Source organism: Phenylobacterium sp. (genome assembly GCF_030697925.1).
In the GTDB taxonomy this organism is placed as follows: Bacteria; Pseudomonadota; Alphaproteobacteria; order Caulobacterales; family Caulobacteraceae; genus Phenylobacterium.
Genome location: NZ_JAUYOJ010000109.1, coordinates 1 through 11,567, shown reverse-complemented (window position 1 = coordinate 11,567; position 11,567 = coordinate 1). Strand labels below are relative to the sequence as shown.

Sequence of the window (11,567 nt, the reverse complement as noted above, 5' to 3'; positions counted from 1 at the left end):
GCGGCGGCTTGCCGGGCTCCGACGGAACCCGCAGGTCTTCGTCGGCCGAGTGGCGGCCCCTCAGGCGGCGTGATGCTTTCGACTTGGCCATGGGCTCCTCCTTTCCAGTCCAACGCGCCGCGCGTCGACGAGGGTCCAGGGCGGCGGTCGGCGGCGTCCAGCCGCCACCGCAACCTTCCGGCAGCGGACCGGTTCTGCAGGTCGCCAGAGGAGTTGCGAAGATGAGCCAGCCGCTGCCGCCGAACCCCATCCAGCCTCCGATTCCGCCTGAGATGCCGCCGGATGGGCCGACCCTCCCAACGCCGGAACAGCCGCCGGGCGTTCCGCCGACGCCTGACGACGGACGGCCGATCGCCTGATCCGATGCGCTGTGCGATCCACTCAACCATGATCTGACGCCGGCGGTCGGTCAGGCGACCCGCCGCCGCTCCTGTGAGCCGGCATCCGCCGCCTTGGGCGGGGCCCGGCAGGACAGCCCTGTACCGCACGGCGGGTTGCCGGCTGACGGAGCGGCCAGATTGCAGGCCGTGCCGGAACACGACCCGTCGTGCGCCGTTGGTGGTCGATACGAATCGACGGGAGGCAGCGCCATGCCGGATCTGGCGCACGAACGCGAACGAATGATCGAGCGGCAGGTGGCGCGCCGCGGCGTGCGCGACAGCCATGTGCTCGGGGCCATGCGCGAGGTGCCGCGCGAGGCCTTCGTTCCCGAAGGCCTGCAGGAGTTCGCCTATGAGGACACGCCGCTGCCCATCGGGGCCGGCCAGACCATCTCCCAGCCCTACATCGTCGCCCTGATGATCGAGGCGGCGGCCGTCCGTCCCGGCGACCATATCCTCGAGATCGGCGCCGGCTCCGGCTATGCCGCCGCGGTCATCGGCCGGATCGCCGAACGCGTCTACGCCATCGAACGGCACGAGACGCTGGCTCGGCTGGCGGCGGAGCGCATGGCACGGCTCGGCTATGACAATGTCGAGGTCCGCACGGGAGACGGCACCCAGGGCTGGCCCGAGGTCGCGCCGTTCGACGCCATCGTCGTCGCCGCCGGCGGACCCGCGATCCCGCAGACGCTGAAGGACCAACTCGACATCGGCGGGCGCCTGGTCATGCCGGTGGGCGACAGCCAGCGCGAGCAGCGGCTGGTCAAGGTGACCCGCACCGATGCGACCCATTTCGAGGAGGAGGACCTTGGCGGGGTGATGTTCGTTCCGCTGATCGGCGAGTACGGCTGGGCCGAGGACGCCCGGCCGCGTCGGCCCGCCGAGGCGCGCAGCTTCCGCGATCCGGCGCCGGCGCAGTCCATCCCCGAGCTGATCCGATCCGCCGCCGAACCGTTGCCGGATCTCGACGATCCGGCGTTCGGCGCCCTCTTCGACCGGTTCGCCGGCGCGCGTGTCGTCTTGCTGGGCGAGGCGAGCCACGGCACGAGTGAGTTCTATCGCGCCCGGGCCGCCATCACGCGACGGCTGATCGAGCAGCACGGCTTCAACATCGTGGCCGTGGAAGCGGATTGGCCCGACGCTGCCGCCCTCGACCGCTACGTCCGCGACCTCCCCGTGCCACCGAACACCGAACCGCCGTTCCGCCGGTTCCCGACCTGGATGTGGCGCAACACCGATGTCGAGGCCTTCCTCGCCTGGCTGCAGGTCTGGAACATGGCCCGGCCCCGCGACGCCCGCACCGGCTTCTACGGCCTCGACCTCTATAACCTGTCGGCCTCGATCGCCGCCGTGCTCGACTACCTCGACCGCGTCGATCCCGAGGCCGCGGCGGTGGCGCGGCAGCGCTACGGTTGCCTGACGCCTTGGGCCAAGGAGCCACAGGCCTATGGCCGCATGGCGCTCAGCCGCGGCTACGCGGCCTGCGAGGATGGCGTGGTCAAGACCCTGCGCGAGATGCTGGACAGGCAATTGGAATACACCGGCCAGGACGGCGAGAGCTTCCTCGACGCGACAGCCAACGCCCGCCTGGTGAAGAGCGCCGAGGCCTACTACCGGGCCATGTATTATGGCGCGGCGCAGAGCTGGAACCTGCGCGACACCCACATGTTCGAGACGCTCGAGGCGATCCTGAACGCCAAGGGCCCGGACGCCAAGGCAGTGGTCTGGGCGCACAACTCGCACATCGGCGACGCCTCCAAAACCGAGATGGGCGCCGTGCGCGAGGAGCTGAACATCGGCCAGCTCTGCCGCGAGCGGTTCGGCGACGCCGCCGCCCTGATCGGGTTCGGGACGCACACCGGCACGGTGGCGTGCGCCAGCGACTGGGACGCACCCATGGAGGTCAAGCCGGTCAATCCCTCACGCCCGGACAGCTATGAGCGCCTGGCGCACGACAGCGGAATCGGGCGGTTCCTGCTGGACGTCCGCGCGGGCGTGCATGAACCGCTGCGCCGGGAACTCATCGATCCCAGGCTGGAACGCTTCATCGGTGTGATCTACCGGCCTGAGACCGAGCGCTGGAGCCACTACTCGGCCTGCACCCTTCCGGAGCAGTTCGACGCCTATGTCTGGTTCGACGAGACCACTGCGGTGACGCCGCTGCCGACGAGGATGCGCGAGGGCCCGGAAGAGACCTGGCCGTTCGGTCTCTGAGGAGGCGAAAGCTCGGCATACGGACGTATCGCCGCGCGGCAGGAAAGGAAGCCGAGATGGAAATTCACGACACGCCGATCTCGACGGCGCAAATGCTCGTCCGCAGGCCGGTCGCCGATGTCTTCGGGGCGTTCATCGATCCGGCCGTCACGACCCGATTCTGGTTCAGCAGGAGCAGTGGGAGGCTGGAGGTCGGCAAGCGGGTCCGCTGGGACTGGGAGATGTACGGCGCCTCCACGAACGTCGACGTGAAGGCGATCGAAGCGAACCGGCGCATCGTCATCGAGTGGGACGGCTACAACTCCCGCAACACCGTCGAATGGACCTTCGCGCCGCGTGGCGGGAACGAGACCTTCGTGACCGGGAGCGAGCGGGGCTTCAGCGGCGATGGGGATCAGGTCGTGAAGCAGGCGCTCGACTCGACCGGCGGCTTCAACCTGCTGCTGGCGGGCCTCAAGGTCTTCCTGGAACACGGCGTCGAGCCCAGTCTGGTCGTGGATCACAACCCCGACGCCATCGTCGAGGCCACTCACCCGTAGGCGGCCGGCCATGCTCGAACAGGCCGAAACGGCTGAACGCCTACTTCGAGGCCTACCGGTCCGGCGATGAGTACGACACCGAGGCGATCACCCACGTGATGGCCTGCATCTCGCACTTCCCGGGCGCGTTCCTCGCCAAGAGCTCAGCGCGGCTGGCCAGCGAGGCGTTCAGCGCTATCCCGGCAGTCCGGATGCAGCCTTGATCTGCGCCTTGGTCATGGAACTGACCGCCGCGTCGCCGGTCGGGCTCAGGTTGAGGGTCGAGCTGGCGAGATTGACCGTCTTGCCGTCGACGTCGACGTTGACGGCGACCGCGGCGGCGCCGTCGGCTGTCTTGCCGACCCGGGTGATTGTGCCGACGGTGACCCCCGCGCTGTCCTTGACCACCATCCCCGCCTTGAAGCCGAGGCCGTCGCGGCGGCGTCCGCCGCCGGCGGCGCGGTCGCCGATGGCGGGTTGATCGGCTGGGACGCCGGACCCTGGGCCTGAGCGGCGAAGCCGGCCGAAAAGGCGAGGGCCGCGCTACAGGGCAGCGTTCGCATCATGGCGCATCCTCCAGAGACTCGCCCCGCCACCCTGTGAACCGGCGGCGGTTCAGCACAGTTCCCCCGCCCGTGGCTGACGTCGCGGCCGGCGCCAACAAGCCGCGCGCCGTCGCTGGCGGACCTCCACTGTTGGCGCCGGCCGCTGATCGGGTTTAGGGTCAAGGTTGAGACTTGGACGGGGAGGCGGCTGTGAGTGAAGTGGTCTTGCGCGTCCATCCCGCCGCAGGCGGATGGTGGGTCGATTGCGATCTTCCGATCGAGCCGACCTATTTCCGGTCGGGCGCCCGCGCGGAAGATGTCGCCCGATCACTCGCGATCCACCTCAGCGGCGCAGGTCACGAGGTGAAGGTCGAGATCAGGGACCGGTCCGAGCTGACGGTCGCCACGCAGAGGTATTTCGCGCTCTAGGTTCGACGAGCCCTCGTGGGCAAGACATGTGTTTTCGGGACGCCAGGGCGCCGGGTCGCCGAAAGTGCTCCCTGCATCTTCGCAAGCACATGGGAACGGCGGCGCTGCGAGCCCAGATGGACGTCCGCGCCGGAGGCTGGGCGCAGCAATCAACCGCGCGCGGTGCTCCGTTTGACGCTGCTTGCGGCGCGGCCGCCACCGCCTGACCGGCGATGGCTGTCAAATCTCCGCCGCGGCGGCCCGGCCGTCATCCTTTGGACGCCGCTGTTCAGCCTCTTCGACATCCTCCCAGAATGCCCGCAGGCTGCCTGGAAGCGCGCTGCGGACCTTGTCCAGCTGGCCTTTGGGCACGTGGCGCGAAAGAACGCGGAACACCGCCCCGACGGCCAGATTCGGATCGACCGGGCGGATGTCGGAGAGCCACTCAGCGACCTCTTCGACGAACGCCTCGAGCGTCTTGCAGTCGCTGGGCTGCCGGGCTGGCTGGTACTGGTCGTAGAACACCCCGCGGACCAGGAGCGGCAGCTGTGACCCGAGGTGGGCGGCGAGCTCGACGGGCAGGCGGTCGCGGAGCTTGTGCAGGACAGTGCTCAGCACCTTCCAGGCGATCTGCCGGTCAGGCCCCACCTCCTGCATGATCTCGCCCAGCCAGATGTTGGTTGTTTGCAGCGTCCTGTCGAAGATGTCCAAGCCGGTGGCGCTCATGGCCAACCTCCTGTTTGGGACCGGCGCGCCGACCTCCAACGCGAGAGGCGCCCGCGGGCCGGCAGGGTGGAACTTTTCGTGCGGTCATCAGTGCCGCGTCTGGGAATGCGCCCCGCCGGGCCGGGCGATGTCGCTCAGCGCCGTGCCCGCACGCGCCGTCGCGCCGTTCATCGCCAGGTCGCTCAGCGAGACGATGCCGACCAGACGCTTGTCACGGTTCAGGACGGGCAGCCGCCGCACCTGGAGCTCGCCCATCTTCCGCAGGACCTGATCGACGTCGTCGTCCTCGAAGCAGTACTGGACCTCCGCGCTCATCACCTCCCGGATCGAGGCGTTCGGCCCCTTGCCTTCGGCGACGCCGCGGACGGCGATGTCGCGGTCGGTGATCACGCCGACCAATCGGTCGTTCTCCCCGACCGGCAGCACGCCGGCGTCGCAATCGGCCATCATCTTCGCCGCGTCGCAGATGGTCTCCTGCGGGTTGGCGATCTTCACCTCGCGGGTCATGCATTCGCTGACGTGCATTGTGGGTCTCCCTGGGCGGGGCGCGGCCTTGGGCGGCTCGCGCCGGCTTCCAACGGAGAACCGACGTCTGCCGGGCGATGTTCCGCCTCACCGCGAGCGCGCGCCCGCGGCCTCGGTAATGACCTCGAGCCAGCGGCGGACCTGGGTGAAGACGAGGAAGTCGTCGTGGACGCGCTGCTGGGCGCGCCTCGCCAGGGCCTCGCGCCGGTGCGGGTCGCCCAACAGCTCGCCCAGTGCGCGGGCGATCTCGGCGGTATCCTCAGGGTCCTCGATCAGCCATCCGTCGAGCCCCGGACGGATCTGCTGGCGCAGGCCGGCGGCGCTCGAGCCCATCACGGCGACGCGCTTCCACATGGCCTCGGTCGCCGTCAGGCCAAAGCCCTCGCGCAGGGAGTTCTGCGCCACGACGTCCGAGCAACGCTGCAGGGCATTGACCATCAAGGCGTTGTGCTTCTGCGAGCGCATCGGCAGGGAGAGGATGGCGATCGCCTCCTGCAACGGCGGGTCCAATCGCCCATAGGCGTTGCCGATCTCCGCCAGCACCTCGCGAGCCTCCGGGTCGTCCGCGATCGACGCCGGGTCGGGGCCGGCCAGCACCAGCCGGCAGAGCTCGACCGCCCGGCGATGCCGCGTCGGCTGGCCGTCGCCGTCCTCGAGGCTCCGCTTGAGCGCGACGAACCCCTCCATGAGCGGCAGGAAGCCCTTAAGCCGGTCCCACCGCGAAACCTGGGCGACGATGGGCCGGAAGAGCAGGCCGATGTCATCGGGCTGAGAGGCCGGCGCCCAGCTTCCGTCCCGCTGCAGCCGCTGCGCCGGCTCGGGAAACGGCGACGTCAGCACCGGACCGAACGGGGGGACCAAGGCCGCATCGACCAGGATCCCGACCAGCTTGTGGATCGGCAGGTCGCGGTTCTTGTGGCTCAAGGGATCGATGGCCGGCGGGATGATCGTCGCCCGCCCGGCCAGGCAGGCGGGGATATACTCCGCCGCGGTGAACACCGCGCGGTCATAGGGCGCGGCGTACGCGGCGAGGAACGCCCAGGCGGCCTGGGTTTCCGGCGTGTCCCGATCGAACCCGATGTGGCACTGCCAGATCGCCGCGACCTCCGCCGTCTGGCGCAGGATCGCGCCGGCGCCCATCGGCTGCGGATCGTGGATGATGACGACGTCGCCCGGCGAGACGTGGCCCCGGACGGCGTCCGCCGTCTCCCGGCTCACCCTGTCGTAGAGCTCGCGCTCTGCCGGCCCGAGGTTCGGGTCCCCCTGGCCATGGATCAGGTTGTGCAGCCGTTTGGTCAGCGGGAAGAAGGCCGGTTCGGCGGTCTCCATCACCAGCCAGTTGGCCTCGACGCCGAGGTCACGCATCAGCCCGATGAGCGAGGGCAGCATCTCGGCGACCCCGCCGCCCTGCCGGGCGCTGTTGACCATCCACACGCGGCGATCCTTGAGGATCGGAACAAGCCGGCCGGCCTCCTGCCGCAGGTTCCTAACGGCGTCGCTTAGCTGAGCGACGCCCTCGTAGTCGTCCAGAGCGATGTGGCGCTGCAGTTCGACCAGTTGGGCCATGCCGTCGTCCGCCTGTTGTCCTGGAGCTTCAAGCCCCCAACACGCCCGGCGGTTCAATCGGCGCGTCGCCTAAGCCAGGGCCCAAGCGCAGCGAAGCCCGGCGTTCACTCCCTTTCGGGGGATCGCGTCGGGCTTCCTGGTCCAAATCGTCTCTCATTTCTGAGTGACTTTCAGGATCGGGATCTTGGCTTTCGCTTTCGATCCAAGATGACAACAAACATCGGGCCCGTGGGTTCCCGGCGCGCAATGGGAACCGCGGGCCGTCCAGGCCGCTTGCCGTGGCATGTACCTGATCGCCTTCGCGACGGACTATGACGGGACGCTGGCCCACCACGGCCTGGTCGACGCGCCGACCATTGCGGCCCTGGAGCGGCTGAGGGCCAGCGGCCGCAAGCTGCTGATGGTCACGGGGCGGGACCTTCCGGACTTGAAACGGGTCTTCGAGCGCTTCGACCTGTTTGAGGTCGTCGTCGCGGAGAACGGCGCGCTGCTCTATTTCCCCGCCACCCAGGAGGAGCGTCCGCTGGCCGCCCCGCCGCCACCAGAGCTGGTCCGGGCGCTGGCCGACAGGGGTGTCCAGCCGCTCTCGGTCGGCCGCGGCATCGTCGCCACCTGGGAACCGAACGAGTCTGCGGTGCTCGACTGCATCCGCGACCTTGGCTTGGAGTGGCAGATCATCTTCAACAAGGGCGCGGTGATGGTGCTCCCGCCCGGCGTCAACAAAGCCACGGGGCTGACGGCAGCGCTGCAGGCGCTGGACCTGTCGCCGCTCAACGTGATCGCCATCGGCGACGCCGAGAACGACCACGCCTTCCTGACCGCCAGCGGCTGCGCGGTCGCAGTCGCCAATGCGCTCGATGCGGTGAAAGCGACCGCGGACCTGGTCACGCGGGCCGACCACGGCGCAGGCGTGGCCGAGGTGATCGACGTCCTACTGGCCGACGAGTCCGCACTCGCCCGGCCCGCCGCCGAGCGCCGCAGGATCAGGCTCGGCGACGACGAGACGGCGACGCTTCAGGCCGACGGCGGCGCGGTGCTGATCGCCGGGACGTCCGGCATCGGCAAATCGACGCTGGCGACGGCGATCATCGAGAAGCTGGCGGCCCAGGGTTTCCAGGTCTGTGCGCTCGACCCCGAAGGCGATTACCACGACATGCCGGACGCGATCGTGCTGGGCGACGCCGAACACACGCCGGTCGCGAGCGAGGCGCTCGACATCCTGCGCAAGCCGGACACGCGGCCGCTGGTCGTCAACATGCTCGGCCTTCCGGTCCGCGACCGGCCCGGCTTCTTCGCGGCCTTGGTCCCAAAGATCTGCGAGTTGCGCGCGCGGTTCGCGCGGCCGCACTGGCTGGTGATCGACGAGGCGCACCACATGCTGCCGGCCGGCGCCGAAGCCGTCCCCGACGGCCTGCCGAAGGTCCTGTCGTCCGCGATCTATGTGACCGTGCATCCGGACGCAGTGCGGCCGGCCGCGCTGGTCAATGTGCGGACGCTGATCGGCGTGGGGCCGAAGGCCGGGGATGTGGTCGAGAGCTTCTGCCGGGCCATCGATGCGCGGGCTCCGTCGCTGCCGCCACCGGGCGGCGAGGACCAGGTGCTGTTCTGGGATCGCGCGTCCGGCGCGCCGCCGCGCTGGATCAAGGTCGATCGCCCCACGCAGGACCACCAGCGACATACGCGGAAATACGCGCAGGGCGAGCTGGGCGAGGACAAGAGCTTCTACTTCCGTGGGCCGGACGACGCGCTGCGCCTGCGGGCCCAGAACCTGACGATCTTCCTGCAGATGGCCGACGGGGTCGATGACGCCACCTGGCTGCATCATCTGCGTCGCGGCGACTACGCGCTGTGGTTCCGCGAGGCGATCAAGGACGACGACCTCGCCGACGAGGCCGAACGGCTGCAGGGCGGCGACGATCCCGCGGAGACGCGCCAGCGCATGCGCGAGATGGTTGAACGGCGCTACACGGCCCCTGTGAAGGCGCCTTGAGCCGCTCGGGACCTGGTCGTCAGGCCGCCGCAGTTCCCGGAAACGACTCGGCGACTCCGGGACTTCGCGCGCACGCTCGTTTCTGAACTCCGACCGGCTGCTGGACCTCGGAACGCCGTCCGCGCCCGGCGGTTATCGACCTGGCGGCGGGCGCGCCGCGCAGAACCAGGACGAGATCGATGGCCACCGAAACCTCACCCCATCACCTGATCATGACCAGCCGCGTGACCGGGACGCCGGTGTTCAACCCGGCGGGGGATCGCATGGGTCATGTCGAGGACCTGTCGGCCCACAAGGTCTCGGGTCAACTGATCTATGCGATCCTGTCGATTGGCGGCTTCCTCGGGATCGGCGATCGGCTTCATCCGCTGCCCTGGTCGATGCTCGACTACGACACCGACAAGGGGGGCTTCGTTGTGCCGCTCGACAAGTCGCAGATCGAAGCTGCGCCGTCGCTGAGCCGCGAAGAGTTGGAGGGGCTCGGCGCCGGGGACTCGTGGCGCACGCGCCTGTTCGACTACTACGGTCCCTATGGGGCGGTTCCGTACGTCTAGAGCCGCTGAGGCGAGGCCCCCCCCGAAGCCTGATCTCGCCGCCGTGCTTGTGAACGAGGCGACGGGCTTCGCTCAACGTCTCCTACGGGCCGGGTCGACGACGCCCGCTCAGGTCGAAATGGTCGGGCAGCCGCCGAGCCAGCGCTATCGGCCCTTCCACCGTCGTTCGCCGCTCGGCTATTGCGCGATCCAAGGGCAGGTCGGTCGACAGGATCCGCAGCAGGACATCGAAGGTCGTGTCGACCAGCACCTCACCGTGCTCCTCGCTGCGGCTGAGCGCGGACCCGCCTTGGCCACCTTCGACAAGGAACAGCGCGTCGGCGTCGCCATGGCGCACGCGCAGGCCGATCCGGTGCGCCGGGGTCGGGGTGCGCCGGAGCGCGGCGTCGAGGCCCAGCAGAACCCAGTCGGGCTCGAAGTGGTCGTCGGGCCGCATGGGGAAGAGGAAGCGCCCACCCCACCGGATCAGTTCGCGGATGGCCGGCTGCAACTCTCGGCCGCTCGCCGTCAGCTCATAGGCCTGCACGTTGAACGGCAGGGCGACGCGGCGCACCAGGCCGTTGTCGATCAGGGCCGCCAGCCGGGACGTGAGGAGGGCCGGACTGACTCCGGCGAGGCGTTCGGCCAGGTCGCTGAACCGTTTGGGCCCGAGCGGCAGCTCGCGGACGATCAGCAGGGTCCAGCGCTCGCCGACAATCTCGGCCGCGCCGGCCAGCGCACAGAACTGGTCGTAGCGGGTCGCGCTCATGAGGCCCTTTCGCAGAGGCCGGCGAGCCCAGTCAATTCCGATGCGCAAGTGCGATCAGCGGACCGGCGATCACGAACTGCAGCACGGTGAAGCCCGACTCGAGGACGACGAAGTCGGGAATGGAGGTCATGGGGTGCTTGAAGGCCTGCTCACCATCACGCCGGGGACCTACGCGCTCTTCGAGGAGGAGTACCGCGTGCCGCTGATCCCGCCGGAGCTGGCCGCTCATCTGGCGACCTATGCCGAGCATCTCTTCCCGACGCTCCTCGTGCTTGGGCTCCTGACGCGCCTGTCGGCCGCGGCCCTGCTGGGGATGACCTTGGTGATCCAGGTCTTCGTCTACCCCGACGCCTGGCCGACCCATCTCAGCTGGGCGGCGCTGTTGCTGCCGTTGATCGCGCGCGGCGGCGGCTCCCTGTCGCTGGACCGCCTCTTCCATATCAAACGAACCCAGGAGCATCCGTCGCATGAAACGACCCTGCCTGGCGGATCTTCGGAGGGCCTGGCGCTTGGATGGGCGCCCCTGATGGAGCGAGCTGAACGAACAGACTATGCGGCCAGCGACAACTCCGTAGGCACGCCGGTTCGCGGGTCAATGCGTCCGCTTCGCAGCCAGCGCGCGATTTCGTTGTCCGGTGTCTTCCCAATGCTGTCCATGACGACCTGGGAAATCCGTCCCTGCTGCTTGCGCAGGTGTCCGCCGAGCAGCCGGTCGCGGGTGATGTAGCCGGCGTTCACGCCCGGCAGAGAATGGTTCATCAGCAGATGGACATCGAGTTCGGAGACGCCGGCGATCTGAGCCAGGGTTCGATAGCTCTGGCGAAGATCGTTGCCCCACTTCGACAGCACCTTGCGATCTTCCTTGTGCTCGACCAGATGGCCGCTGACGCTGTCGGCCGGGAACAGCCAGAACTCCGCCTGTTCGGGATAGAATATCCGACCGAGCCGCATCGCCCGGATCATGCACAGGATCATCGGGCGCGAGAGTGGAATGTCGAACGCTTTGCGGACGCCACCCTTGGGTTTGGGGATATGGACGATCCGCTGGCGCAGATCGATATGCTCGATCCGAATGTGCTTGAGCGCGGTGGGCCGGGATCCGGTCAACAGGGTCAGCAAATGGAACTCGCGCCGGATAGCGTTGTCCAGGGTGTGCAGTTCATGCAACCACCGCCCCGTCTCGCGATCGCCCATGCCTGTGTCGCGGCGCTCTTCCGGGTTCCAATCGACGGCTTTAACCGGGTTTACCGGCGGCAGATCGGGATTGCTCCTGAGGGCGTGGTTGTAGATCGCCCGCAAGCTGCGCATGGCGCCATTGGCGATGTAGCGGCCATTCTCCTCGGAGATCTTCTCATGCCGCTCGGCGACCAAGGCCGGGCGTCGGCCCAGGCGG

Annotated in this window: 10 protein-coding genes and 2 pseudogenes; 6 read left to right on the top strand and 6 right to left on the bottom strand. The window is 68.8% G+C overall.

Annotated features, from left to right (window positions below; translation table 11 throughout):
- The first annotated feature begins 590 nt into the window (after positions 1-590).
- Together Q8Q88_RS10540 and Q8Q88_RS10535 are read left to right on the top strand one after the other, a co-directional pair.
- Positions 591-2,594: a protein-L-isoaspartate(D-aspartate) O-methyltransferase gene (locus tag Q8Q88_RS10540; protein ID WP_305675149.1), complete on the top strand. Its 2,004-nt coding sequence runs from the start codon at positions 591-593 to the stop codon at positions 2,592-2,594.
- Positions 2,595-2,650: 56 nt separating this feature from the next.
- A complete protein-coding gene (locus Q8Q88_RS10535) occupies positions 2,651-3,133 on the top strand; it encodes an SRPBCC family protein (protein WP_305675148.1) in 483 nt (160 codons plus the stop codon).
- 174 nt (positions 3,134-3,307) lie between these two features.
- Here the strand turns inward: Q8Q88_RS10535 and Q8Q88_RS10530 are convergent, their stop codons facing one another.
- Positions 3,308-3,523, bottom strand: coding sequence for a hypothetical protein (locus Q8Q88_RS10530; protein ID WP_305675147.1), 216 nt, complete (start codon positions 3,521-3,523; stop codon positions 3,308-3,310).
- A gap of 344 nt (positions 3,524-3,867) precedes the next feature.
- On the opposite strand from Q8Q88_RS10530, the gene Q8Q88_RS10525 reads away from it, so the two are divergent.
- Positions 3,868-4,086, top strand: a complete 219-nt coding sequence (locus Q8Q88_RS10525; RefSeq protein ID WP_305675146.1) for a hypothetical protein — start codon at positions 3,868-3,870, stop codon at positions 4,084-4,086.
- Positions 4,087-4,305: 219 nt separating this feature from the next.
- Here Q8Q88_RS10525 and Q8Q88_RS10520 read toward each other — a convergent pair whose 3' ends face one another.
- From Q8Q88_RS10520 to Q8Q88_RS10510, 3 genes are all read right to left on the bottom strand, one after another.
- The gene (locus Q8Q88_RS10520; RefSeq protein WP_305675145.1) at positions 4,306-4,791 is read right to left on the bottom strand and encodes a DUF2267 domain-containing protein; all 486 of its coding nucleotides are present in this window, start codon (positions 4,789-4,791) and stop codon (positions 4,306-4,308) included.
- 87 nt (positions 4,792-4,878) lie between these two features.
- Positions 4,879-5,316 (bottom strand): CBS domain-containing protein, encoded by a 438-nt coding sequence (locus Q8Q88_RS10515; RefSeq protein WP_305675144.1) that lies wholly within the window; start codon positions 5,314-5,316, stop codon positions 4,879-4,881.
- A gap of 87 nt (positions 5,317-5,403) precedes the next feature.
- Positions 5,404-6,882 carry a glycosyltransferase gene (locus Q8Q88_RS10510; protein WP_305675143.1) on the bottom strand — a complete coding sequence of 493 codons (1,479 nt, stop codon included), beginning with the start codon at positions 6,880-6,882 and terminating at the stop codon, positions 5,404-5,406.
- A 283-nt stretch (positions 6,883-7,165) separates the two neighbouring features.
- Between Q8Q88_RS10510 and Q8Q88_RS10505 the strand changes: the two genes are divergently transcribed.
- Together Q8Q88_RS10505 and Q8Q88_RS10500 are read left to right on the top strand one after the other, a co-directional pair.
- On the top strand, positions 7,166-8,872 hold the full coding sequence (locus Q8Q88_RS10505) for an HAD family hydrolase (RefSeq protein ID WP_305675142.1): 1,707 nt from the start codon (positions 7,166-7,168) through the stop codon (positions 8,870-8,872).
- A gap of 179 nt (positions 8,873-9,051) precedes the next feature.
- Positions 9,052-9,426 carry a PRC-barrel domain-containing protein gene (locus tag Q8Q88_RS10500; protein ID WP_305675141.1) on the top strand — a complete coding sequence of 125 codons (375 nt, stop codon included), beginning with the start codon at positions 9,052-9,054 and terminating at the stop codon, positions 9,424-9,426.
- A gap of 82 nt (positions 9,427-9,508) precedes the next feature.
- Here Q8Q88_RS10500 and Q8Q88_RS10495 read toward each other — a convergent pair whose 3' ends face one another.
- Entirely contained in the window at positions 9,509-10,174 is a 666-nt protein-coding gene (locus Q8Q88_RS10495) for a winged helix-turn-helix transcriptional regulator (protein ID WP_305675140.1), read from the bottom strand.
- Positions 10,175-10,298: 124 nt separating this feature from the next.
- Between Q8Q88_RS10495 and Q8Q88_RS10490 the strand changes: the two are divergent.
- A pseudogene (locus tag Q8Q88_RS10490) lies at positions 10,299-10,625 on the top strand (DoxX family protein); the annotation flags it as partial.
- A gap of 98 nt (positions 10,626-10,723) precedes the next feature.
- Here Q8Q88_RS10490 and Q8Q88_RS10485 read toward each other — a convergent pair.
- Positions 10,724-11,567 (bottom strand): annotated as a pseudogene (locus tag Q8Q88_RS10485) (integrase); the annotation flags it as partial.